The organism is Streptomyces sp. NPDC059008, from assembly GCF_042749045.1.
Classification (GTDB): domain Bacteria; phylum Actinomycetota; class Actinomycetes; order Streptomycetales; family Streptomycetaceae; genus Streptomyces.
In genome coordinates this window covers 408,320-430,426 of sequence record NZ_JBHYJC010000002.1, presented here as the reverse complement: position 1 = coordinate 430,426, position 22,107 = coordinate 408,320, and the positions used below count along the sequence as shown (strand labels likewise).

At 71.8% G+C, this 22,107-nt stretch carries 23 protein-coding genes; 8 read left to right on the top strand and 15 right to left on the bottom strand.

The genetic code is table 11. The annotated features are described in order from the left end of the window. Window positions 1-55: 55 nt before the first annotated feature. On the bottom strand, window positions 56-1,564 hold the full coding sequence (locus ACFWZH_RS04760; protein ID WP_384425376.1) for an aldehyde dehydrogenase family protein: 1,509 nt from the start codon (window positions 1,562-1,564) through the stop codon (window positions 56-58). Window positions 1,565-1,800: 236 nt separating this feature from the next. Between ACFWZH_RS04760 and ACFWZH_RS04755 the strand changes: the two genes are divergently transcribed. The 3 genes from ACFWZH_RS04755 to ACFWZH_RS04745 all read left to right on the top strand — a co-directional run bounded on the left by ACFWZH_RS04755 (window position 1,801) and on the right by ACFWZH_RS04745 (window position 4,136). Next, window positions 1,801-2,613: a hypothetical protein gene (locus tag ACFWZH_RS04755; RefSeq protein ID WP_384425374.1), complete on the top strand. Its 813-nt coding sequence runs from the start codon at window positions 1,801-1,803 to the stop codon at window positions 2,611-2,613. A gap of 75 nt (window positions 2,614-2,688) precedes the next feature. Next, window positions 2,689-3,255, top strand: a complete 567-nt coding sequence (locus ACFWZH_RS04750) for a Uma2 family endonuclease (protein WP_384425371.1) — start codon at window positions 2,689-2,691, stop codon at window positions 3,253-3,255. A gap of 36 nt (window positions 3,256-3,291) precedes the next feature. Further along, window positions 3,292-4,136, top strand: a protein-coding gene (locus tag ACFWZH_RS04745; RefSeq protein ID WP_384425368.1) for an IS5 family transposase whose coding sequence is annotated in 2 segments (ribosomal slippage) — window positions 3,292-3,645 and window positions 3,648-4,136 — 843 coding nt in all. Because the reading frame shifts where the segments join, the coding sequence is not laid out codon by codon here. A 22-nt stretch (window positions 4,137-4,158) separates the two neighbouring features. Here ACFWZH_RS04745 and ACFWZH_RS04740 read toward each other — a convergent pair. Further along, window positions 4,159-4,731, bottom strand: a complete 573-nt coding sequence (locus tag ACFWZH_RS04740; RefSeq protein WP_384425365.1) for a carboxymuconolactone decarboxylase family protein — start codon at window positions 4,729-4,731, stop codon at window positions 4,159-4,161. 90 nt (window positions 4,732-4,821) lie between these two features. On the opposite strand from ACFWZH_RS04740, the gene ACFWZH_RS04735 reads away from it, so the two are divergent. After that, on the top strand, window positions 4,822-5,031 hold the full coding sequence (locus ACFWZH_RS04735; protein ID WP_384425362.1) for a DUF5988 family protein: 210 nt from the start codon (window positions 4,822-4,824) through the stop codon (window positions 5,029-5,031). 24 nt (window positions 5,032-5,055) lie between these two features. Here the strand turns inward: ACFWZH_RS04735 and ACFWZH_RS04730 are convergent, their stop codons facing one another. The 9 genes from ACFWZH_RS04730 to ACFWZH_RS04690 all read right to left on the bottom strand — a co-directional run bounded on the left by ACFWZH_RS04730 (window position 5,056) and on the right by ACFWZH_RS04690 (window position 14,721). Further along, window positions 5,056-6,036 carry a hypothetical protein gene (locus ACFWZH_RS04730; RefSeq protein ID WP_384425359.1) on the bottom strand — a complete coding sequence of 327 codons (981 nt, stop codon included), beginning with the start codon at window positions 6,034-6,036 and terminating at the stop codon, window positions 5,056-5,058. Between the two features lie 2 nt (window positions 6,037-6,038). Continuing rightward, a complete protein-coding gene (locus tag ACFWZH_RS04725; RefSeq protein WP_384425356.1) occupies window positions 6,039-6,419 on the bottom strand; it encodes a hypothetical protein in 381 nt (126 codons plus the stop codon). Beyond that, window positions 6,403-8,289 (bottom strand): hypothetical protein, encoded by a 1,887-nt coding sequence (locus ACFWZH_RS04720; RefSeq protein WP_384425353.1) that lies wholly within the window; start codon window positions 8,287-8,289, stop codon window positions 6,403-6,405. The genes ACFWZH_RS04725 and ACFWZH_RS04720 overlap by 17 nt, the downstream gene beginning before the upstream one ends. 149 nt (window positions 8,290-8,438) lie before the next feature. After that, on the bottom strand, window positions 8,439-8,576 hold the full coding sequence (locus ACFWZH_RS04715) for a DUF397 domain-containing protein (RefSeq protein ID WP_384425657.1): 138 nt from the start codon (window positions 8,574-8,576) through the stop codon (window positions 8,439-8,441). Continuing rightward, window positions 8,524-9,486: a Scr1 family TA system antitoxin-like transcriptional regulator gene (locus ACFWZH_RS04710; protein ID WP_384425350.1), complete on the bottom strand. Its 963-nt coding sequence runs from the start codon at window positions 9,484-9,486 to the stop codon at window positions 8,524-8,526. The genes ACFWZH_RS04715 and ACFWZH_RS04710 overlap by 53 nt, the downstream gene beginning before the upstream one ends. A 782-nt stretch (window positions 9,487-10,268) precedes the next feature. Further along, window positions 10,269-11,258: a malate dehydrogenase gene (locus ACFWZH_RS04705; RefSeq protein ID WP_384425347.1), complete on the bottom strand. Its 990-nt coding sequence runs from the start codon at window positions 11,256-11,258 to the stop codon at window positions 10,269-10,271. Between the two features lie 480 nt (window positions 11,259-11,738). Further along, entirely contained in the window at window positions 11,739-12,824 is a 1,086-nt protein-coding gene (locus ACFWZH_RS04700; protein ID WP_384425344.1) for a helix-turn-helix domain-containing protein, read from the bottom strand. A 275-nt stretch (window positions 12,825-13,099) separates the two neighbouring features. Next, a complete protein-coding gene (locus ACFWZH_RS04695; protein ID WP_384425341.1) occupies window positions 13,100-13,966 on the bottom strand; it encodes a DUF2690 domain-containing protein in 867 nt (288 codons plus the stop codon). Further along, window positions 13,963-14,721 carry a helix-turn-helix domain-containing protein gene (locus ACFWZH_RS04690; protein WP_384425339.1) on the bottom strand — a complete coding sequence of 253 codons (759 nt, stop codon included), beginning with the start codon at window positions 14,719-14,721 and terminating at the stop codon, window positions 13,963-13,965. Before ACFWZH_RS04690 ends, ACFWZH_RS04695 begins: the two co-directional genes overlap by 4 nt. Window positions 14,722-15,040: 319 nt before the next feature. Here ACFWZH_RS04690 and ACFWZH_RS04685 point away from each other — a divergent pair, with 319 nt between their 5' ends. Continuing rightward, window positions 15,041-15,448 carry a peptidase inhibitor family I36 protein gene (locus ACFWZH_RS04685; RefSeq protein ID WP_384425336.1) on the top strand — a complete coding sequence of 136 codons (408 nt, stop codon included), beginning with the start codon at window positions 15,041-15,043 and terminating at the stop codon, window positions 15,446-15,448. 129 nt (window positions 15,449-15,577) lie between these two features. Here ACFWZH_RS04685 and ACFWZH_RS04680 read toward each other — a convergent pair whose 3' ends face one another. Further along, window positions 15,578-16,006, bottom strand: coding sequence for a DUF3017 domain-containing protein (locus ACFWZH_RS04680; RefSeq protein ID WP_384425333.1), 429 nt, complete (start codon window positions 16,004-16,006; stop codon window positions 15,578-15,580). Between the two features lie 86 nt (window positions 16,007-16,092). Then, on the bottom strand, window positions 16,093-16,947 hold the full coding sequence (locus tag ACFWZH_RS04675) for a bifunctional methylenetetrahydrofolate dehydrogenase/methenyltetrahydrofolate cyclohydrolase (RefSeq protein WP_384425330.1): 855 nt from the start codon (window positions 16,945-16,947) through the stop codon (window positions 16,093-16,095). A gap of 241 nt (window positions 16,948-17,188) precedes the next feature. Between ACFWZH_RS04675 and ACFWZH_RS04670 the strand changes: the two genes are divergently transcribed. Beyond that, window positions 17,189-17,923: an RDD family protein gene (locus ACFWZH_RS04670; protein WP_384425327.1), complete on the top strand. Its 735-nt coding sequence runs from the start codon at window positions 17,189-17,191 to the stop codon at window positions 17,921-17,923. 109 nt (window positions 17,924-18,032) lie between these two features. Further along, window positions 18,033-18,614: a hypothetical protein gene (locus tag ACFWZH_RS04665; protein WP_384425324.1), complete on the top strand. Its 582-nt coding sequence runs from the start codon at window positions 18,033-18,035 to the stop codon at window positions 18,612-18,614. An 82-nt stretch (window positions 18,615-18,696) separates the two neighbouring features. Here ACFWZH_RS04665 and purH read toward each other — a convergent pair whose 3' ends face one another. Together purH and purN are read right to left on the bottom strand one after the other, a co-directional pair. Then, complete coding sequence (purH, locus tag ACFWZH_RS04660) at window positions 18,697-20,262, bottom strand: bifunctional phosphoribosylaminoimidazolecarboxamide formyltransferase/IMP cyclohydrolase (RefSeq protein ID WP_384425321.1); 1,566 nt, start codon at window positions 20,260-20,262, stop codon at window positions 18,697-18,699. After that, the gene (gene purN / locus ACFWZH_RS04655) at window positions 20,259-20,954 is read right to left on the bottom strand and encodes a phosphoribosylglycinamide formyltransferase (RefSeq protein WP_384425318.1); all 696 of its coding nucleotides are present in this window, start codon (window positions 20,952-20,954) and stop codon (window positions 20,259-20,261) included. The genes purH and purN overlap by 4 nt, the downstream gene beginning before the upstream one ends. A gap of 260 nt (window positions 20,955-21,214) precedes the next feature. On the opposite strand from purN, the gene ACFWZH_RS04650 reads away from it, so the two are divergent. Then, window positions 21,215-22,105, top strand: coding sequence for a hypothetical protein (locus ACFWZH_RS04650; protein ID WP_384425316.1), 891 nt, complete (start codon window positions 21,215-21,217; stop codon window positions 22,103-22,105). Window positions 22,106-22,107: the final 2 nt, after the last annotated feature.

Here is a 22,107-nt window from a genome sequence, read left to right as displayed (position 1 = left end):
GGGGTACTCCTTTACTGCGAAGTGCGTGGTGCGGGTGGTGTGCGCGGGCCTGGGGTCAGCCCGTGAACCACCGCACCGGCGCCGGCCGCAGGTTCTCGTAAATGTGCTTGCTCTCGCGGTACTCGTCCAGACCCGTGGGGCCCAGTTCCCGGCCGATGCCGGACTTGCCGAAGCCGCCCCACTCCGCCTGCGGGAGGTAGGGGTGGTAGTCGTTGATCCAGACCGTGCCGTGCCGCAGCCGGGCGGCGACCCGGCGGGCACGGGCGGTGTCGGCGGAGAAGACGGCGCCCGCGAGGCCGTACTCGGTGTCGTTGGCGAGCGCGACGGCCTCGTCCTCGGTGGTGAAGGTCTCCACCGTCAGGATCGGGCCGAAGGTCTCCTCGCGGACCACCTTCATCTCGCGGTGGCAGCCGTCCAGCACGGTCGGCGCGTAGAAGTAGCCGGTGGCCGGGCGCACGTCCGAGGGCTTGGGCCGGGAGCCGCCGCAGCGCAGCTGCGCCCCCTCGGCCAGCGCGGAGGCGACGTAGGCCTCCACCTTCTCCAGCTGCTGCTGGGAGACCAGCGGACCGCACTCCACACCGTCCTCGGTGCCCCGGCCGAGCTTGATCCGCTCGGCGCGGCGGGCGAGTTCGGCGACGAAGCGGTCGCGCACCGACTCCTCGATGATCAGCCGGGCACCGGCCGAGCAGACCTGCCCGCTGTGGATGAACGCGGCGTTCAGCGCCTGGTCGACGGCGGTGTCGAAGCCCTCCTCGGTGGCGCAGGCGTCGGCGAAGACCACATTGGGGTTCTTGCCGCCCAGCTCCAGCGCGATCTTCTTGGCGCCGGAGACCGCCGCCGCGCCCGCCTTCGTACCGCTGGCGAGGCCGCCGGTGAAGGAGAACAGATCCACATCCGGGTGCTCGGCCAGCCGCTGGCCGACCGGCAGGCCCGCGCCGGTGACGATGTTGGCGACACCGGCCGGCAGCCCGGCCTCGACCAGCAGCTTGATCAGGTGCACGGTCGACAGCGGGGTGACCTCGCTGGGCTTGATCACAAAAGTGTTGCCGGCCGCAAGGGCCGGCGCGATCTTCCAACTCGCCTGGAGCAGCGGGTAGTTCCATGGCGTGATCAGCGCACAGACGCCGACCGGCTCGTGTACGACGACGCTGTGCACATCCGCCGACCCGGCGTCGACGACCCGCCCGCCGCTCTCGTTCATCACCACGTCGGCGAAGTACCGGAAGGCGTTGGTGACGTCGTCGACGTCGACCCGGCCCTCCTCCAGCGTCTTGCCGGTGTCCCGGCTCTCGATGAGGGCGATCTCCTCGCGGTCGCGCTGCAGCAGGTCGGCGACCCGGCGCAGCAGCGCGGAGCGCTCGGCGACGGCCGTGCGGGGCCAGGCGCCGGCGCCGCCTGCGAAGGCGCGACGGGCGGCCGCGACCGCCGCGTCGGCGTCGTCGGCGCCGCCCTCGGACACCAGCTGGAGCGTCGTCGCGTCGGCGGGGTCGAGGACCTCCCGCGTGGCGCCGGATGCGGCGGCAAGCCACACCCCGTCTACGTGAATGGTCTCGATTGACGACACGTCGTTCTGCCTTCCGGTTACCGATCTGTTCCCACTGGTGCAACCACTGGCGTCACCAGCAACAAGGAGCCCTCCCCGGAAGCGGCCCACCTATGCCCAAACATTCATGGAAAGTGAGCCGACTCACTCAAAGTGCGAACGAATGTCCTGGAACCTACCCTGAATAGCTGTATGTCCCCGCGGATGCCCCTGCGGTATGTCCCCTCGTACTCCCCCTCCGGACCGGAGGTGCCGAGATGACCTGCAGACGCCGTACCGTCACCGCCACCACCGCCCTGAGCTGCACCGCGGCCCTGCTCGCCGGAGCGGTGTGCACCGGCGCCGCGGCGGCGACCGCCGACCCCGACGGCGAGGGCGACCTCGCCGGCAAGTCGGCCCAGCAGATCTCCGACGACGCGCTCGACCAACTGGTCGCCGCGAAATCCCTGCGGCTGCGCACCCTGACCACCGCCGGCCCCACCAAGCTCGACATCACCCTGGACCAGGCCGGCAACTGCGCCGGCGCCATCAGCAAGGGGGCGCTCGGCCGGGTGCAGATGATCAAGCGCGGCGACCAGGTCTGGATGAAGCCGGATGCGGCCTTCTGGAAGAGCCAGTTCCCCGGCACCCAGGGCACCGAGGCGGCCGCGAAGTACAAGGACACCTTCCTGCACGGCACCACCCACGACGGCTTCCTGCAGAGCCTGTCCGCCGCCTGCGACCTCACCGCCTTCCAGAAGTCCGCCGCCGGCACCGACGAGCCGCCCACGAACACCCCGTCCCCCTCGATCACCTCCACCCTCACCAAGGGCCGCCCGACCGTCCACGAGGGCACCCGCGTCCTGCCCGTCGTCAGGAAGTTCGACGGAGCCGTCCAGACCCTCTACGTCGCGATCAAGGGCAAGCCCTACCCCCTCAAGCTCACCACCGAGATCGACCACGAGACGGGCACGATCCTGCTGAGCAACTACGACCGCCCGGTTCCCACCAAGACCCCCGCCCCGGCCGATACCGTCGACATCGCGGTCTTCGAGGACATGCTGGAGGGGCCGAACAACGCCCACACATGATGATCAGCGGCATATGCCGCTACAGTCTGTAACTGCCCACGACGGGCCGAGACGATCGAGACCGGCGGGATGGGGATGGCGGAGCCCACGGAGAACCAGCGACGCTTGGACGAGCTGTTCGAGTGGCTGGAGACCGCCCCCGAGGGGTACCGGATCGAGATCGTCGAGGGCGCCGTCTTCCTGACTCCGCAGCGGGACGTCCACTGGCAGACCATCCGCCGGATCTTGCGGGCGCTGGAAGACCGGTACGGGATGGACGTCCACGTGACATCGGACGTCAGGGTCGACTTCCCCGGCCAGGAGAACGGCCTCTGCCCGGACGTCGCCAAGTTCACCGCCGGCGCCAAGGAGGACGGGGAGGGCCGCTGGCGCCACCAGGACATCGAGTTCCTCGCCGAAGTCATCTCCAGGGGCACCGCGGCAAACGACTACGGCCCGAAGAAGACGATCTACGCCGAGGCCGGAATCCCGGTCTACATGATCGCCGACCCCTACATCGGTCGCTGCCGCGTCTTCACCCACCCCCAGGACGGCGAGTACAGGATCGACACCACGCTCGCCTACGGCCTGCCGATCGACCTCACCAAGACGATCGTCGACCTCACCATCTCCACCGAGGGATTCCCCCGCGAGGCCCCCTAGAGCGTTTCTTGCGGATCATCGGATCGTTGGTCCGGTGTGTCGTTGACTGACGCCCAGTGGGCACGCATTGAGCCGCTGCTGCCGGACCGGACACCTCGACGGGGCGGGCGGTGGCGGGATCACCGGCAGGTGATCGACGCGATCGCGTTCAAGTACCGCACGGGCACACCGTGGACGGACCTGCCCGAGCACTTCGGCTCGTGGAAAGGCGCCCACAACCGACTACGAATGTGGGCGGCCGACGGCACCTGGGAGAAGGTCTTCACCGCCCTGCTCGCCCAGGCCGACGCCGAAGGCGACCTGGACTGGGTCGTCGCGGTCGACTCCACCATCGTCCGCGCCCACCAGCACGCCGCCGGGGCCCGTCAAAAGGGGCCCCGGACGGCGAGCCGGCCGACCATGCCCTCGGACGCTCCCGCGGCGGACTAACCACCAAGATCCACCTCGCTGCCGATGGCCGCTGCCGACCGCTCGCGTTCGTCATCACGCCCGGTCAGGCCGGTGACGCTCCCGCGTTCACCCAGGTCATGCACCGGCTACGGGTGCCCAGACGGATCGGCCGCCCCAGGGTCACGCCGGACGTGGTCCTGGCCGACAAGGCCTACTCGTCCCGCGCCATCCGCCAGCTGCTCAGGCAACGAGGGATCAAGACGGTGATCCCGCAGCCCTCCGACCAGGCCGCCAACCGCAAGCGGCTCGGCCGCCTCGGCGGCCGCCCGCCGGCCTTCGACCGCGAGACATACAAGCAGCGAAACACCGTCGAGCGGTGCATCAACAAACTCAAGCAGTGGCGGGGGCTCGCCACTCGGTACGACAAGACCGCCACCAGCTACCTCGCCGGACTCCACCTCGCAGCCATCTTCATCTGGTCAGCAAGGTGATCCGAAAGAAACGGCCTAGCCCCTAGCCCCGCCCCGACCCCCGCGTCAGCGGAATCGCGCAGTTGTCGGAGAAGCCCTGGCTGTGCAGCCCCATGGCGCTGTTCATGCGGGAGCGGAGGTTCTCCACGGCCACCATCATGGTCAGCTCCACGAACGCCGCCTCGCCCAGGCGGCCGCGCAGGCCCTCGGCCAGCTCGTCGGTCACGGCCGGCGGGGTCGCGGTCATCGCCTCCGTGTACTCCATGACACCCCGCTCCAGCTCCGTGAAGGACTCCTGGTGGTCCCGCCAGGCGGGCACCTTGCTGATCTTCTCCAGCGGCAGTCCCAGCCGGTCGGCCTGCCAGTAGCCGAAGTCCACGCACCACGAGCAGCCGATGGCCGCCGCCGACACCAGCTCCGCCAGGTGCTTCAGGGCGGGGTCCAGCGCCTTCCAGCGCGCCACCTTGTTCTCGAAGGAGAAGTAGGAGCGCAGGATCCTGGGGTGGTGGCCCATGGCCAGGGCGGGCTCCATGACCTTGCCGTAGGCGCGCCGCGAGTACCACTGCGCGAACCGGACGGTGAGGGTGCGCCGCGGGGTGAGGGAGATGCGGGCCATGACGGGTGCCTCCTGGTTCGTAGCTGCCTTCTCACTCCATTGACGTACCGGGGGCGGGCCGATGTGACATGCCGGGGCGAGAATGCAGGCATGGCTGACAAAGCGGCGAAGGCAGTGCTGGTGGGCGGACCCGAGGAGCTGCCCGAGCGGATCGTGCCGATCGATCCGCCCGGGGACGAGCTGAAGATCCCGTACCGCAACGGCTATGAGCACTTCCGGGCCACCAGCCGGCAGCAGCACACCGCCGAGGGCGCCCTGCCCGTGTACGAGTGGTGGGAGCGTACGGAGCTGCCCGGCTAGCGCAGCCCGGACGGGGACGGTGGTTCAGGGGGTGGCGGCGAAGGCCTGCAACGCGATCTTCTGGGTGCGCTGCTGCTCCGGCCAGTCCGCCTCGGTGCCCAGGACCAGGACGGCGAACTGACGCCCGTCGTCGGCGGTGAAGGCGCAGTCGACGACCTTGACCCGTTCGCCGATCCGCTCGCTGTCATAGGCATAGACCAGTTGGGCGGCGTCCGTCCCGGGAGCCGGGCCGTCGAACGCCCCGAGGCTGATCTCCTCGTATCCGGGGTTGTTCGCCAGCCCCTCCGAGGCCTTCTGCAGCGCCGCCTCCGGGGCGGTGTCCGGTTCGGTGATCTCGAAGATCTGCACCAGTCCCCGGTCGTCCGGCGCCGTGTAGAAGACGCCGGTGTCGCGGACGCTGCGCCGCCAGCCGTCCGGTACCGCGGTGGTGAAGCCCTTGTCGTCGTGGACGAGGCGGTAGCCGTCCGGCGGTGCCGTGCCCCAGGGGTCGGTGGGATCGGTGGAGGCGGTGGGGCCGGTGTCGTCGGTGGGCGGCGCCGAGGTGCCGGTGGCGGGGTCCTCCGGCGCGGACGCCTTGGTGCGGGCCGGTGGGCGGGCGGCGGCCGGATCGTCGCCGCGTCCCCATAGGAGGTAGCCGCCGCCGACACCCGCCGCGATCACGGCCGCCGCCACTCCGGCGATCAGTGCGGTACGGCGCCGCTGCCCGCCGCCCATGGGCCCCGGGGCGGGCGGGGGCACGGGCGTCGGCACCACCAGCGGGTCGACCACCGGACCGGCCCCCGAGCCGGCCACCCGACCGGCGGAGGGGCCCGCAGGCGGCCCGGCGGGAGCATCCGCAGACGGCCCGCCGGCGCCGTGCGGTAACGCCCCGGTCGGCCCGGCCCCCGCCGACGGCACGAAGTCCGGCCGGGGCGGCATCGGTCCCGTATAGGGGGCGGGCGGCGGTGTGCCGTCCTCCCAGCTCTGGGTCTCGCTGTTCCAGCGGGCCGGGCCGCGGCCCTTCATCGTCAGCCTCCCACCAGGGCCGCGACCGCCTGGCCGACCGCGGCCCCCGAGGCCAGCAGCCCCACCACCGCGCTGGCGTCCGTGAGCGCCGTACGCAGCCGGGCCAGCCGCCCCGGTCCGGCCGCCCCGGTGTCGGTGATCTCCGTCTCGGTGTCGGCCAGCTCCCCGCTCAGCGCCGTGACCTGCGGGGTCTCCACCGCCCGGGACAGATCGTCGCGCAGGGCCAGGACGGCGCGCAGCAGCTCCTGCTGCGCCGGGTCCGTCGCGGGCCCGGCGACGCCTTCGTTGTGGGTCACCGTGTTGTGGTCGCCGATGGCGAAGGCACCCTGGACGCTGCCGATGTGGATGCCGCCCTTGCCGCGCTCGTCAGCCGTTGCTGCCACGCTTGGTACTTCCCTTCGTCGCGGAGCCCCGCTCGGTGGTGTTGTGGGTGATCGTGTTGTGGTCGCCGATGCCGACGGCACCCTGGGCGGACTCGACGTACACGCCGCCCTCGGCGACATGCACGATCCGCTGCTCGAACTCCTCGGTCCGGTAGCCGGCCTCGCTCAGCGCCGTGGTGACCCCGGCCGCCACCCGCTGCTGAATCGTCTTCAGATAGCGGGCCACGTCCATGTCCTGGAAGAGCGAGGACTCCCCGTAGGAGCCCAGCTCGCGTACGGCGGCACCGGGGCCCTCGGGGAGCGCCGCACCGTGCCCCGCGGTCGCCAGCCGCCAGGCCGACAGCAGCCCGCGCACCAGCGTGAGCACGGCGGCGCCGGCCGAGCGCGGCGTACGGCTCAGCGCCCACACCGCCTTGCCGAAGTGGTGGTGGTGCCGGTACTGGTGGGCGAGCCGGTCGGCGTCCTGGAACTGCTGCCGCAGCGGCCACAGCACATGCGGCGCGACCTCCAGCATCAGCATCCCGCCCTGGGTGTGCACCCGCACGAAGACCGTGGTGACGATGCCCTCGTTCCAGCCGCCGACCCGGATGCGCAGGAAGTGCCGCCGGGTCTCCCCGCCCTCCTCGACGGCCGCGGCCCGGTGCTCCTCGAACGCCTCCGGCGCGTACGGCGCCGCCGCACGGGTCGGCAGCCCCTCCGCCGGCAGGAAGACGCACTCGTCGATCTCCATCGCACGCAGCCGGTCGCGCACCGCGGCCGCCACCTCGGGCGAACCGTGCGGGGACGGCACCCGCAGCGCCGCCACCAGGGGCACGATGCGCTCCAGGATGGCCGCGTTGTCCAGCGGCTCGACCTTCCGGTCCGGCCGCGGGTTCAGCTCCACCGACAGCGACCAGGTCTTGTACGGCCAGCCCGCGCCGCAGAACGGGTTGGCGGCCCGGTACATCACCAACGGCCCGTGCTGCTCGATCCGCACCCGCTCCCGCAACCGCCGGAAGCGCAGGCCCTCGGCCCGCTCCGCCGGATCGGACATCACATCGGGGAAGCGCTCCTTGGACAGCTCGCGGGCCAGCGCCCGCGCGAACTGCCCGCGCTGCAGGGCGACCAGCGTGGCCAGCACCAGCGGCAGCAGCAGCGCGATCCACACCTGGAGCATGCCGGAGCCGCCGCCGGGATCGGCGTACCCGGCCGCGGACTCCCAGCCGTCGTACGAGCCGCCGTACGAGCCGCTGTCCCCGGACCAGCCGAAGTCCGGCTCGTCGGAGGAGGACGAGCCGAACGGCAGCAGGTTCGTCAGCAGTCTGGTGGGCAGCATCCGCCAGGCGCCGCCCAGGGCCTCGCCGATGATGATCGCCATCACCAACGCCACGATGAAGAAGAGCAGTTGGAGCCGTCCGTACCACCGCAGCAGGAAGGACAGGCCGCGCGCCAACCACGCCGGGATGGGCGCCCTGCGGACGAGGCGCGACAGCGCCATGAAGATGACAGGGAAGAGGTAGAGCATCGCCAGGCCCGACGACATCGGAATGGCCACGATCCACACGCCCAGAATCGCGGCGGCCCAGCCCAGCTCCAGCCGGCGGGCGCGCAGTGCGTGGGCGAGCACCCGGGCCGCGTCGATGCCCATCGAGGGGGCGGCGAACCGCTCCTCATGGACGTACAGCTCGTCGATGACCGCGTCCCGGAACGGCTCGTCCATGTACGCACCGGCGCACAGCAACCGGGTGGCATCGCTGGCACCCGGCGGGGTCACGGGCAGTGGAGGAGGCGGAGCGTAAGTCGCGGACTCGGGCGGCTCGGGCGGCTTCTTCTCCAACCGCGAGTGGTCGTCGGGGCCTTCGGGCTGCGCGGGCACACTCGTCCGGGTCATCGGCCTCCCCCATATACGCCAATGGACTGCCACGGCAGCGGAGTTGGCGAACGAGGCGCCAGCGACGGCCGCGGCAACACGGAAGCCGCAGCATAGGCCAGGGGACCACTCCGTGTCAGCGCGATAACGGAAGGTGGTCGCCGCCCGGGTCAGAGGCCCGCGCGGAACTCCCCATCCTTGACGGCAGCAAGGAAGGACGCCCAGCCGGGCGCCGGGAGGAGCAGCACGGGCCCGTCAGGGTTCTTGCTGTCGCGGACCGGGACGACGCCGGGGATACCGGGGGCGATTTCGATGCAGTTGCCGCCGTTGTCGTCGCTGTACGTGCTCTTGATCCAGGTCGCGGCGCTGAGTTCGTGCCTGTTCATGATGCTCGTACCCTTCCATCGCGTCGCTGATCAGAGCGGCGGACTCACGGGGCGAACAAGCGTCCGCCCGGAGCACATCATAGGTCCGGAAGTGGCGCGCGTAGGCGGCTGGATCGTCGTTGAAGTGCCCACGGTCCAGCGACTCCGAGTAGACCCACCTGTGCCCGTCTGGCAGCTCTATCAGCGACATGGAGCCTCTCGGCCGGGCAAGCCCGATGATGCCTGCTGGGGCCACCTGGATGCGGATGTTGGGGCGCCTGCCGACACTCAAGAGATGCGCACATTGGTCGCGCATAAGCTTCGGACTGCCCACCACGTTGCGCAGGCAGCTCTCGTCCAGAACGACGACATACAACGGACCGTCGTCCGCGCGGAAGCGCTGCTGTCGACTCAGTCGGGCTCGGACGCGCTCCTCGACCTCATCGACGCTCGCGGAACGACGGCTGAACAGCGCACGCGCATAGTCCGGCGTCTGCAACAAACCCGGGATCACGCGCTCTTGATACTCCCGCAGGGCGATCGCCACCGCATCCATCTCAGCCCTGCGCTTGAACCAGTCCGGATGCTGCACCTCCGGATACCAGTCGATCCGCCCCCACAACCGCAGCAACACCCCACCCGTGTCCAGGAGTTCATCGCAGGCCCTGGCGAAGGACTCCTGGGGTACGCGGGTGCCCGCCTCGACCCGCGCCACATGGGAGCGGTCGCAGGGGATCTTGGCCGCCAAGGCGGCCTGGGTCAGGTGCGCCGCTTCCCGGTGGTGTTTGAGCACCTCGCCGAACACGGCCGCGGTGGTACCGGCCATCCCTCCCATGCCGTTGCGTCGACCCATCGACCCCGCCCCCCTTTGTGACAGTTGGCCATTGTCACGCGCTCAGCGTTGTGATCGGCGATCTCACTGAGCAACGATGAACACACCCAGAGTAAAAGGCCGCACTGACAATCGCGGCGTGCTCCCGCATGCCCGAACACGCAGAACCCCCGCGACGTTGGCAGACGTCCGGGGGCGTGGTCTCCAACCCAGAGAGATTGACGACATGCACCACGTTATCCGGCTCTTCGAGCCCCTGCTACGGCTGTTGCTCCCCGGCGCGGGGCGTCATCGGCATGACGAGGTACCGCCGCCCTGCGCGAGGTGCGCGGAGGGGCCGACGTCGGCGCGGCCGCCCTTCCTGCCTCCCGTACGTCACTCGGAGGCGCAGCGGGAAGAGGAGTATGCCCTCGTACTCCCCTACCTGATCGCGTATGAGCGGCGGCAGCGGCGGCGCGAATACTGGCGTCGCCAGGGGCAGGTGGTGGGCTGATGGGCCGTGAGTGCCGCCCCGTTCACCTGATGGAACCGTCAACGGAGCCCGATCCTGCGCCGGTTGCCGGGTGCGATGTGTGCGGGGCGCTGGCCCGGCAGCGGGCGGGGGCGTACGCCATCGGGGACCGGTCGGCGGCGACCGACTGCAACGTCGAGATCCGGCGCCACCCCCACCCCGGGTAGCACCGGCCGTGGCCCGTAGGTGGCCGGATAGGTGGCCGGACACGGCCGAGCCCGCACGGCCGTTGCGGACCGTGCGGGCTCGTGGTGGCGCGGCGCCGCCCGCGCGGGGCGGCAGCGGCGGTGGCTCAGATCAGGCCGAGGGCGCGGACCGCGTCGCGCTCCTCCGTGAGCTCCTTGACGGACGCGTCGATGCGGGCGCGGGAGAAGTCGTTGATCTCCAGGCCCTGGACGATCTCGTACGTGCCGCCCTTGGTGGTGACGGGGAACGAGGAGATCAGGCCCTCCGGGACGCCGTAGGAGCCGTCCGAGGGGATGCCCATGGAGGTCCAGTCGCCGTCGGCGGTGCCGTTGACCCAGGTGTGGACGTGGTCGATGGCGGCGTTGGCGGCGGAGGCCGCGGAGGACGCGCCACGGGCCTCGATGATCGCCGCACCGCGCTTGGCGACGGTCGGGATGAAGGTGTCGGCCAGCCACTTCTCGTCGTTGACGGTCTCGGCGGCGTTCTTGCCGGCGACCGAGGCGTGGAAGATGTCCGGGTACTGGGTGGCCGAGTGGTTGCCCCAGATCGTCAGCCGGCGGATCTCGGAGACCGGGGTGCCGGTCTTCTGCGCGAGCTGGGAGACGGCGCGGTTGTGGTCCAGGCGGGTCATCGCGGTGAAGCGCTCACGCGGTACGTCCGGCGCGGCGGCCTGCGCGATCAGCGCGTTGGTGTTGGCGGGGTTGCCGACGACCAGGACCTTGATGTCGTCCGCGGCGTGGTCGTTGATGGCCTTGCCCTGCGGCTTGAAGATGCCGCCGTTGGCCTCCAGCAGGTCGCCGCGCTCCATGCCCTTGGTGCGGGGGCGGGCGCCGACGAGGAGGGCGACGTTCGCACCGTCGAAGGCGACGTTCGGGTCGTCCGAGATGTCGATGCCCTGCAGCAGCGGGAAGGCGCAGTCGTCGAGCTCCATCGCGGTGCCCTCGGCGGCCTTCAGACCCTGCGGGATCTCCAGGAGGCGCAGCTTGACCGGCACGTCCGCGCCGAGCAGATGACCGGAAGCGATGCGGAAGAGGAGTGCGTAACCGATCTGGCCGGCGGCGCCGGTGACGGTGACATTGACGGGAGTGCGGGTCATGGCGATCTCCTGCGCGACGTTTTCTGGGGGCAAGCCCCAGACCACCATGGGTGGCGGTGGGTGTCCCTGCCCATTTATCTAGGCCTCTCAAGGTCTCTTGGTATCGAGAGACCGGCCGCCAGGCTATCGGACCCCCGCCGGTGGCAGGCGACGGGCCGGTGTGGCACACCTCACCGGGTGCGTCGGGGCATCCGTACGGCCGTCCATCGGGGCGTACGCAGGGCCGTCGAGCGCTCGGCCGTACGCCCCTGGGAGGGGGCGGGTGCGGCGGCCGCCCGCTGTAGGAGGGGCGCGGGCGGCCGCCGAGTTGTGCACACCCGTGGGGGGTACCGGTCGCATGCCCCCGATATCCGCGGGCATGCCCCCCAGTTCCCGAAGCGCTCCCGCGTACGGCGATTCCCGGCCAGTGGCGGGCGCACGCCGGCGGAACGACCGACCGACCGGCGGGACAGCCTGACCGGTGGGACGGCCGACCGGCGGCTAGCGGGACGTCGGCTGGACGCAGCCCTTGGCGCCCCGCATGGTCGTACCGCAGGCCGTGACCTTCGCCGGGTCGCCCGTCACCTCGACCATCGCCGTGTACGCGGCGCCGCCGCGCTCGACCCGCGCCGACAGGCCGCGGCCGGCCTCGCCGATGGTGACCTGGTCACCGGGCGCCGCACCGCTGATCCGCGCCCAGGCCGCGTGGCAGACGGAGCTGTAGCGGACCTCGATCAGCGCGCCGCCGGCCATCCCGCGCGACGGGCTGACGGCGTGCGTCCCCCCGCACCCCATCGCCTCCGGGTCCTTGCCCGCGCACGCGGCCCCGTCGCAGCGCACCCCGGCGGGCAGCGCCGGCCGCGCGCTCGGCGTCGCCTTCGGCGCGGGCGCCGCCGCCGCCTTCTTGGCGCCACCGGTCTCCGGATTCAGCAGCAGTACCGCGGCGCCCGCCACCAGCAGCGCGCCGACGGCACCGACGACACCCATCAGCACCCGGCCACGGCGGGCGGGCGGCTTCCCGCCCTCCGCGGCGGGCGCGGCCGGCGGGGCCGGGGACGGCACCGCCTGCGCCCACTCCGGGAAGTCCGACGCCGAGGGCGTCTCGCTGGTCCTTTGGTGCGGCACCGGCGGGATCCTGGGCCCGGATGCGGTCCGCGGCGGATCCGCGACCTGCACGCCCTTGGCCGACCGCGCGGCCTTCGCCGACTTCGCGGCCTTCAGCGGCTGCTTCGCCTCCGCCGACTGCGCCTCGATGTCCAGCGCGGCCCGCGCCTGGGCGACGCGTATCGCCTCCATGGTGACGTCGTGCCGCATCTCCGCCCGGCTCCAGGCGCGTTCGGCCAGCTCCCACATCGTGGTGAGGTGCCCGGGGTGGGTACCGGTCGTCTCGGCGAGCGCGAGCACCGCGCGCTGCGGCGGCAGCAGCCGGCCGTCGAGATACCGCTCCCACGAGGTCTTGCTGAAGCCCGTGCGGTCCGCGACGGCGGCCACACTCAGGCCGCTGCGGTCCACGAGTGTGCGCAGCCGTTCGGTGAACTCGCCCACCTGCGGATCGAGTTCCTCCGGCAGCGCCTTCCAGCGAGGCATGGCCCCCCCTATCCCCACATGTACACGCGACGGCGCAACTCCCCCTGGTGCGCCCGCCCTCATTGACTACCCGTAGGGATGCTTCCGGCCAGGAGGCAGTTCCCCATTTCGAGGCGCACGGGAGCATTCAGGGGCATACCGGCTCGCCCGCGCACGCCCCGTGGGCCCCCAGCAGTGTGACATTTCCACCGCACCCTCTACGACTTCTGTACGTAACTCGATAAGAACCGGCCACAGTGGGGTAGGGAATGCAGCCGTCCGGTCCGCCGCGCCGGCTACCTCGGGAAGCACTCCGCGGCCGCGCCGCCGGCCGGATGCAGACACACCCGGACGCCGCTCGGGCCGCGGGCCGCCGTCATCGGCGTGACGAGGTACCCCTCGGCGTCGAAGCGGTCCTTCACCCGCGCCGACCGCGACTTCGCCCCGGGGGCCGACACCTCGACGCGGTCACCGATCCGGCCGCCGCGAAGCCGTGCCCAGGCGGCCTTGCAGGACTCGGCGTAGCGGATCTCCACATGCCGGCCCCCGGCGGCGGTCCGCTCCGCGACCGTCGCCACCAGGCCCTGACCGCCGCAGTACATCGAACGGGCGTCCTTGCCGTCGCACGCCGCCCCCCGGCAGCCGGTCACCGCGGAGGACGTCGGCGCGGGCCGCGCGGCCGGACCGCCGCCGGCCCCGTCCGCCGCCGGCCGCGGCACCAGCACCGCGACGAGGGCCAGCACACCGGCGCAGCCCCCGGCCGCCACGGGCACGGCCCACCACGGCCGCCGCCGCGCCCGGCCCGTCCCGGAACCGGGGCCCGGCCCGGTGTCGGCCGGTCCGGCGGCACCCGGCCCGCCCTCGGACGGGCCCGGGGCGGCCTCGGCCGGCGCGGCCCGCCCGCTCCACGCCGCGTCCGCCAGCTCCCACAGCGCCACCAGCCGCCCGGCCGGCTCACCCGCCAGCCGGCACAGCGCCTCCACCGCGTCCCTGGGCGGCAGCTTCTTGCCGTTGAGGTACCGCTCCCACGACGACTTGCTGTACGCGGTCCTGGCGGCGAGCGCAGCCAGGCTCAGGCCCGTACGCGCCCGCAACTCCCGCATCCCCGTCGCCAGTCGGGCGCACTCCAGCCCTTCGCACAGCTCACTGCCCCGCCCGCTCACCGGCGCAGCACCTTCCAGGTGTCGGGGCCCACGATCCCGTCCGACGGCAGACCGGCCGCCGCCTGCAGGCGCTTGGCGGCGCGCATGGTGTTCTCGCCGACGATGCCGTCCACCGGGCCCGGGTCGTACCCCCGGTGGCGCAGCAGGCACTGCGCCTCCACCGCCTCCCAGCCGCTGGTGCCGTTGCCGAGGATCGCCGTGGCCGTACGGCTGCGTCCGGCGTACAGGCCGTCGCCCGTGCGCCGGACGTGGCAGGCGAAGGTCTCCCCCGCCCGATGGGTGAACGCCGGCGCGGCACCAGGGGCGCGACCGGCCGACGCGACGCCCCGGGCGGGCCCGGACGCGCCGTCGCCCTGCCAGGGCCGGGCGAGCAGCAGCGCCACACCGGCCACGACGAGCAGGGCCAGCGCACCGAGGGCGACCGGCCCGAGGGTGCGCGGACGGCGGCGGGCGGGCTCCGGGGGCGCGACCGCCGGCTGGGGCGGGCCCGCCTCCCAGGCCTGCGCCGCGATCTCGTGCAGCGCCAGCAGCCGGGTCGGATCGGTGCCGCAGACCCGCGCGAGCGCCTCCACCGCCTCCCTGGGCGGCAGCTTCTTGCCGTTGAGGTACCGCTCCCACGACGACTTGCTGTACGCGGTCTTGGCGGCGAGCGAGGCCAGGCTCAGCCCGCTGTGGTCCTTCAGTCTCCGCAACTGCACGACGAGCTGCCGCACCCGCTGGTCAAGCGATGCGGGCAGCCCCTTCCAACGCGACATGTTCCACCCCATACGCGTTCGATCCCCCGAGGCCAGGAGCCCCCTGTGCCGCCGATGATGACGCGCGCCCGGCCCCCGGTTCCCGGTTTTACTCTTTCCGCACGGTATCCGGACATGCGCACCCTGTTGTTCCGCATCCCACCGCGACCTCCGCAAAAGCGACGTCCCGGCAGGTCAGAGGCTGGGACGTCCCACCAGCTCCCCAGCACCGCGCTCCGTGTGGCCGTCGACGCACACGGGGGCGCACAGTCAGTGGCGCACCACAGGGCGGCGCGGTCCACCCCGCGCCGCCACCACACAACGGGGAGGAATTCCACATATGAACGCTCGCAGGCGCCTTGCGCTCACCGCGGCCGCCGCGGCCGTCACCGGAGGCCTGGCGCTGGCGCCGGCCGCCGGCGCGGCCGGCGCCCCCGCGAAGGCCGAGCGGGGCTCGGTCACCGCCCAGCGCGCGCCGTCCAACTGCCCCCGCGGCTACCTGTGCGTCTACCCCAAGGCGAACTACAAGGGGACGCCCAAGAAGGTCGCGCAGAACAACCGCGACCTGCGCCGCTACGGCGGCGCCTTCAACTACCCGCTGTCGGCGTACAACAACGGCGCCCAGTGCAATGTGACGGTCTACGAGAAGCCCAACTACCGCGGCGGGCACGCGAAGCTGAACCGCGGCACGGGCTGGGCGTACATCGGCGCCAACCTCATGACCATCTACTCGAACAAGTGGTGCTGAGCCGGACCTGCAGGTGGTACTGAGCCGGACCTGAAATGCGGCGGCCCGCCCTCCCACGGGGGAGAGGGCGGGCCGCCGTCGTACGTGCCGGAGGGTCTGCCCGAGGGGTGCCTCTCCGGGGGGGCGCCGCTAGCGCACGGTGAAGTGCACGATGTCGTCCAGCAACGGGATGTGGATCCACGGCTTGGGCTGGACCATCATCGCCAGCACCACGATCACGAAGCCGAGCACCCCGTACGTCGCCATGTCCGTGAAGCGGGAGCGGACGGCCAGCATGCCCACCGAGGGCAGCGCCCACCGCAGCACCGCGCCCGCCAGGAGCGCGAGGCCGATCACCAGCGACCCGACCCGGAACGCGTCGAGCGCGACGAGCAGCAGCCCCACCGCGACACCGCCCATCACCGCGAGCAGCGGCCACTGGCGGGCCGGTGCGGGGTAGTCGCCCGGCGCGGCCCGGCCGCCGCCTTCGGGGCGGGCCGTGTCGCGGGTCAGCGACGGAAAGCGGCGCGAGGTGCGCTGCGGCTCGGAGGCTCCGTCCGAATGCGCTTCGGCAGCCATGGCTGACAGTCCCTTTCCGGTGGCTGGTTCGATGGCGTGGGCCGTCTGGCCTGTCAAGGACAGGATCGCAGATCCGGGGCGCGGGCTCAGCCGGCCGCGCGCTCGGCGGCCTCGACGACGTTGACCAGCAGCTGGGCGCGGGTCATCGGGCCGACGCCGCCCGGGTTGGGGGCGACCCAGCCGGCCACCTCGGCGACACCCGGGTGCACATCGCCGACGATCTTGCCGTTCTCGTCCCGGCTGACGCCGACGTCCAGCACCGCCGCGCCGGGCTTGACGTCCTCGGGCTTGATGATGTGCGGCACACCCGCCGCGGCGACGATGATGTCGGCCTGCCGCAGGTGCGCAGACAGGTCGCGGGTGCCGGTGTGGCACTGGGTGACCGTGGCGTTCTCCGACTTGCGGGTCAGCACCAGCGGCATCGGGCGGCCGATCGTGATGCCGCGGCCGACGACCACCACATGCGCGCCCTTGATCTCGACGTCGTGCCGGCGCAGCAGCTGGACGATGCCGTACGGGGTGCACGGCAGCGGCCCCTCGATGCCCAGCACCAGCCTGCCCAGGCTCATCGGGTGCAGCCCGTCGGCGTCCTTGGCCGGATCCATCAGCTCCAGGACCCGGTTGGCGTCGATGCCCTTGGGGAGCGGGAGTTGGACGATGTAGCCGGTGCAGGCCGGGTCCTCGTTCAGCTCCCGGACGACCGCCTCGATCTCCTCCTGGGTGGCGGTCGCGGGCAGTTCGCGCTGGATCGAGGCGATGCCGACCTGCGCGCAGTCGCGGTGCTTGCCGTTGACGTACCAGCGGCTGCCCGGGTCGTCGCCGACCAGGAGAGTGCCGAGGCCGGGCTGCACGCCCTTGGCCTTCAGCGCCTCGACGCGGGTGGCGAGCTCGGACTTGATAGCGGCTGCGGTGGCCTTGCCATCCAGAATCTGGGCAGTCATGCCTCCATCCTCCCGGATGAGGGCGGCCACGTTCCAATCAGGGCACGCGGGACGCCGCTGGCCGGAATTGATCATTGCACTTGCACAACAGCTGGGGCTCTTGACTGGACAGAGTGAATGCGCAACTAGAAGGATTGACGCGCAGTGCCGCAGGCTTCGTCGGGGGGTGGCCAGTGCAACCTGTTTTTCCTCCGAGTCACGCCGCGTCGTCCCCCACTGACACAACGGAGGAAAACAGCAGATGAGCTTTGGTGACCCGAACAACCCGTACGGCCAGCAGCCGCAGGCCCCGCAGGCGCCCTACGGGCAGCAGCCGCCGGTCCCCCCGCAGGGCGGACCCGGCTACGGCTACCCGCAGCAGCAGCCGGCCGCGCCGCAGCAGCCGTACGGCTACCCCCAGCAGCCGGCCGCGCCGCAGCAGCCCTACGGCGCCTACCCGCAGCAGGCGGCCCCCTACGGCCAGCCCGGCATGCCGGGGATGCCGACGGGCTACGCGAGCTGGGGCGCGCGGGTCGGCGCGTACCTGATCGACGGCCTGATCGTGGGTGCTCTCCCGGGCATCCTCTACATCATCGCCGTGATCATCGCCAGCAGCTCGTCGGTGAGCGTGGACACCTCCACCTGCCCGCCCGGCGACTACCAGTGCATCAGTGACGCCTACGACTCGGCCAGCGTCATGCCGGTCGGCTCGATCATCATGATCGTGCTCGCCGGTCTGATCGCCTTCGCCGGCGGGATCTTCATCCTGGTCAAGGAGGGCGCCACGGGCCAGACCCCGGGCAAGAAGGCCCTGAAGATCCGCCTGGTCAAGGAGGCGACCGGCCAGCCGATCGGCTTCGGTATGGCCTTCGTGCGCAAGCTGTGCCACTTCCTCGACGGGATCTGCTACATCGGCTACCTGTGGCCGCTGTGGGACGAGAAGTCCCAGACGTTCGCGGACAAGATCGCCGGCACGGTGGTCGTCAAGTCCCAGTAAGGCGTCGGGGAGAGATCCCCGGCCCATAGCGCCACTCGTCGAAGGCCCCCTCGCAACTGCGCGTCGGGGCCTTCACCGCTCCGTCCAACTCGCTTGAAGGACACTGCTCGTGAGTTACCCCAATCAGAACCCCTACGGTCCGCCGCCGGGCCAGCAGCCCGGCTACGGGCCGGGTCAGCAGCCCGGCTACGGCTACCCCCAGCAGCAGCCGCCGTCGCCCTACGGCCCGTACCCGGGCGGCCCCGTGCCCGGGATGCAGCAGCCGTACCCGACGGTGATGCCCGGCGGGGTCAAGGCCGCCCGGGTGATGCTGTTCGTGCTCGCCGGCCTGAACCTCATCGGCCTGGTCCTCGCCGTGATGGGGCTCGGCGGCGTCAGCAAGGCCTCGCACAACGCCTCGCCGTACGCCGGTGAGGACGACATCATGGCCATGAACATCGGCAAGGGCCTGCTGATCGCCGTCATCGTGATCATCGTGGTCTTCAGCGCGGCCGCCATCACGCTGGCCGTTCAGTTCGCCAACGGCGGCAAGGGCGTCCGCGTCGGCACCATCATCTTCGGCATCGCCAACATCATGCTGAGCCTGTTCACCTTCCCCATCGGCCTGGTCCACACGGTCCTGGGCATCCTGGTGCTGGTCTTCGTCTCCAAGGACGACGGCAACGCCTGGTTCAACCGGCCGCGTTACTGACACCGCGCGCGCCCCGCACCACGAAGGCCCGCACCGGACACACCCGGTGCGGGCCTCGCGCCGTCTTCAGGACGGCGGCGGATCAGTGGAAGAAGTGCCGCGTCCCCGTGAAGTACATCGTCACGCCGGCCTTCCGCGCGGCCTCGACGACCAGCTCGTCACGGACCGAACCGCCCGGCTGCACCACGGCCTTGACGCCCGCGGCGGTCAGGATCTCCAGGCCGTCCGGGAACGGGAAGAACGCGTCCGAGGCGGCGTAGGAGCCGCGGGCCCGCTCCTCGCCCGCGCGCTCCACGGCGAGCTTCGCGGAGTCGACGCGGTTGACCTGGCCCATGCCGACGCCGACCGAGGCGCCGTCCTTGGCGAGCAGGATCGCGTTGGACTTCACCGCGCGGCACGCCTTCCAGGCGAAGGCCAGCTCGGCCAGTTCGCCGGCGGACAGCGCCTCGCCGGTGGCGAGCGTCCAGTTCGCCGGGTCGTCGCCCTCGGCCTGCAGCCGGTCGGTGACCTGCAGGAGCGCCCCGCCGTCGACGGTCTTGACCTCGACGGGGTTGGCCGGCGCTCCCGGGGCGCGCAGCACCCGGATGTTCTTCTTGCGGGCAAGGATCTCGACCGCGCCGTCCTCGTAGTCGGGCGCCACGATGACCTCGGTGAAGATCTCCGCGACCTGCTCGGCCATCGCCACGGACACCGGGCGGTTGACGGCGATCACGCCGCCGAACGCGGACAGCGGGTCGCAGGCGTGCGCCTTGCGGTGCGCCTCGGCGACATCCGCACCGACCGCGATGCCGCAGGGGTTGGCGTGCTTGATGATGGCGACGCAGGGCTCGGTGTGGTCGTACGCGGCACGGCGCGCGGCGTCCGTGTCCGTGTAGTTGTTGTACGACATCTCCTTGCCGTGCAGCTGCTCCGCCTCGGCGAGGCCGCCCTCGCCGTTGACGTACAGCGCGGCGCTCTGGTGCGGGTTCTCGCCGTAGCGCAGCACGTTCTTGCGCTCGTAGGTGGCGCCGAGGAAGGCGGGCAGGCCCGACTCGTCGGCGGCCGCGTAGTCCTCGGCGAACCAGGAGGCCACGGCGACGTCGTAGGCGGCGGTGTGGCGGAACGCCGCCGCGGCGAACCGCTTGCGCACCCCCAGCGTGAAGCCGCCCTCCTTGACCGCCTGGAGGACCGCGGCGTACGCGGCCGGGTCCGTGACGACCGCGACGGAGGGGTGGTTCTTGGCGGCGGCGCGGACCATCGACGGACCGCCGATGTCGATCTGCTCGACGCACTCGTCGGCGGTGGCGCCCGAGGCGACGGTCTCCTTGAACGGGTAGAGGTTCACCACGACCAGGTCGAACGGCTCCACGCCGAGTTCGGCCAGCTGCTGCTGGTGGTCGGGCAGCCGCAGGTCGGCGAGGATGCCGGCGTGCACCTTGGGGTGCAGGGTCTTGACCCGGCCGTCGAGGCACTCGGGGAAGCCGGTCAGCTCCTCGACCTTGGTGACCGGAACCCCGGCCGCGGCGATCTTCGCGGCCGTCGACCCGGTCGAGACGAGCTGGACGCCCGCCTCGTGCAGCCCCTGCGCCAGCTCTTCCAGCCCGGACTTGTCATAGACGCTGACCAGTGCGCGGCGGATGGGCCGCTGGGTGCCTTCGGTGGCGGTCACGAGATACGTACCTTTCGTCCCTCAATGCGGTAGCCGTGCCGGGCCAGACGCCCCACGACCTCGACGAGCAGCGATCGCTCGACTTCCTTGATGCGCTCATGCAGCGCGGATTCGTCGTCCTCGTCCCGGACCTCGACCGCGCCCTGGGCGATGATCGGGCCGGTGTCGACGCCGTCGTCGACGAAGTGGACGGTGCATCCGGTGACCTTCGCGCCGTACGCGAGGGCATCGCGTACGCCGTGGGCACCGGGAAAGCTCGGCAGCAGCGCCGGGTGGGTGTTGACGGTCCGGCCCCCGAACCGGGCCAGGAACTCCTTGCCCAGGATCTTCATGAAGCCGGCCGAGACCACCAGGTCCGGCTCGTACGCGGCGGTCGCCTCGGCCAGCGCCGCATCCCACTCGGCGCGGGTGCCGTAGTCCTTGACCCGGCAGATGAACGTCGGCAGCCGGGCGGACTCGGCCCGCTCCAGGCCCACGATGGCGCCGCGGTCGGCACCGACGGCCACGATCTGCGCGCCGTAGGCGTCCGGGCCCTGCTCGGCGACGGCGTCCAGCAGCGCCTGCAGGTTCGTACCGGAACCGGAGACCAGGACGACGATGCGGGCCGGACGGCCGAGAGGGGTCCCCCCTGCGCGAACGGAGTCGCCGGAACGGGGCTGGTCGGGCTGGGCGGGGGCTGGGGACGAAGCCACGGCGGGGCTCTTTTCCGATCTCGCGTGCGTGGAGCTCACAGGCTTTGTGTGGTCGTACAAGGCCGCGGGTACCGCAAATCCAGGGAACCCTACGAAGGCGCCGACCGTCAGCAACGATACCGGCACACCGAGCGGCCCCCGCGGGACGGGGGCGGGGACGGAAGGTAGCGTCGGGCGTAAGACTGCATGCAGTTCGTGGTAACCGGCCGCCGGTCACTTGGCCCGCGTACGGAACGAGACAAGGGGAAGACGCACTCCAGATGACGGACCGACGCCGCCGCGCGGCCCTCCTGCTCCCTCTGCCCGCCACCGCCCCAGGGGTGGTGCTGCTGCGCGAGCGCAAGCCGTCGTCCTCGCAGTCCGCCTCCCCGGGATCCGCGGGCGCTCCGGGCCCCGACCGCGACGACAACCCCTTCGCACCACCGCCGGCCGACGCCCCCGACCAGGAGTGGCGACCGCGCCACCCGGCCCCGGACGCCGACGACCGGTCCTCGGGCAACGGCGGCGGGGACGGCGAGCAGCAGCCGCAGCAGGACGAGCCGACTCCCGGGTGGGGCAGCCAGTGGAGCCCCCGGCAGCCGGGCCGGCAGAGCGGCGGATTCGGCTCCCGACCGGGCGGCCGCAACGGACAGCAGGGCGGCCCCGGTGGCCCCGGCGGCCCCGGCAATCTGCGCTGGGACCCCACCGACCCGGCCCAGCGCCGCGCCCGCTACGCGCTGCTGGCCGGTATGTGGTCGTTCTTCTTCGTGCTCTTCAGCCTGCCGGAGGTCTCCCTGCTGCTGGCCGCGCTGGCGCTGTACTGGGGCGTCAGCTCACTGCGCGCCAAGCCCGATCCGGCAAAGGCGGCCGCCGCGGCGACCACCGCCGCCATGGAGGGGACCCCGCCTCCTGCCACCACCGCCACCGACGCCGGGCAGCACCCCGCCGCCCCGCCCGCGCCCGGCTCCACCCGGCCGCAGACCACCGCGGCGATCGCGGGGCTGGTGACCGCCTCACTGGCACTGATGATGGTGGCCGCGACGTTCACCGTGCAGATCGTCTACCGCGACTACTTCACCTGCGTGAACGACGCACTGACCCAGTCCGCCGGCAAGTCCTGCGAGAACCTGCTGCCGAAGGAGTTGCGCCCGCTGCTGAGCGTGCAGGAGTAGGG

Coding starts and splice junctions, on each gene's coding strand:
- ACFWZH_RS04755 (WP_384425374.1), top strand. CDS start 1,801: ATGACCTGCAGACGCCGTACCGTCACCGCCACCACCGCCCTGAGCTGC.
- ACFWZH_RS04750 (WP_384425371.1), top strand. CDS start 2,689: ATGGCGGAGCCCACGGAGAACCAGCGACGCTTGGACGAGCTGTTCGAG.
- ACFWZH_RS04740 (WP_384425365.1), bottom strand. CDS start 4,731: ATGGCCCGCATCTCCCTCACCCCGCGGCGCACCCTCACCGTCCGGTTC.
- ACFWZH_RS04735 (WP_384425362.1), top strand. CDS start 4,822: ATGGCTGACAAAGCGGCGAAGGCAGTGCTGGTGGGCGGACCCGAGGAG.
- ACFWZH_RS04730 (WP_384425359.1), bottom strand. CDS start 6,036: ATGAAGGGCCGCGGCCCGGCCCGCTGGAACAGCGAGACCCAGAGCTGG.
- ACFWZH_RS04720 (WP_384425353.1), bottom strand. CDS start 8,289: ATGACCCGGACGAGTGTGCCCGCGCAGCCCGAAGGCCCCGACGACCAC.
- ACFWZH_RS04710 (WP_384425350.1), bottom strand. CDS start 9,486: ATGGGTCGACGCAACGGCATGGGAGGGATGGCCGGTACCACCGCGGCC.
- ACFWZH_RS04705 (WP_384425347.1), bottom strand. CDS start 11,258: ATGACCCGCACTCCCGTCAATGTCACCGTCACCGGCGCCGCCGGCCAG.
- ACFWZH_RS04700 (WP_384425344.1), bottom strand. CDS start 12,824: ATGCCTCGCTGGAAGGCGCTGCCGGAGGAACTCGATCCGCAGGTGGGC.
- ACFWZH_RS04690 (WP_384425339.1), bottom strand. CDS start 14,721: ATGTCGCGTTGGAAGGGGCTGCCCGCATCGCTTGACCAGCGGGTGCGG.
- ACFWZH_RS04685 (WP_384425336.1), top strand. CDS start 15,041: ATGAACGCTCGCAGGCGCCTTGCGCTCACCGCGGCCGCCGCGGCCGTC.
- ACFWZH_RS04680 (WP_384425333.1), bottom strand. CDS start 16,006: ATGGCTGCCGAAGCGCATTCGGACGGAGCCTCCGAGCCGCAGCGCACC.
- ACFWZH_RS04675 (WP_384425330.1), bottom strand. CDS start 16,947: ATGACTGCCCAGATTCTGGATGGCAAGGCCACCGCAGCCGCTATCAAG.
- ACFWZH_RS04670 (WP_384425327.1), top strand. CDS start 17,189: ATGAGCTTTGGTGACCCGAACAACCCGTACGGCCAGCAGCCGCAGGCC.
- ACFWZH_RS04650 (WP_384425316.1), top strand. CDS start 21,215: ATGACGGACCGACGCCGCCGCGCGGCCCTCCTGCTCCCTCTGCCCGCC.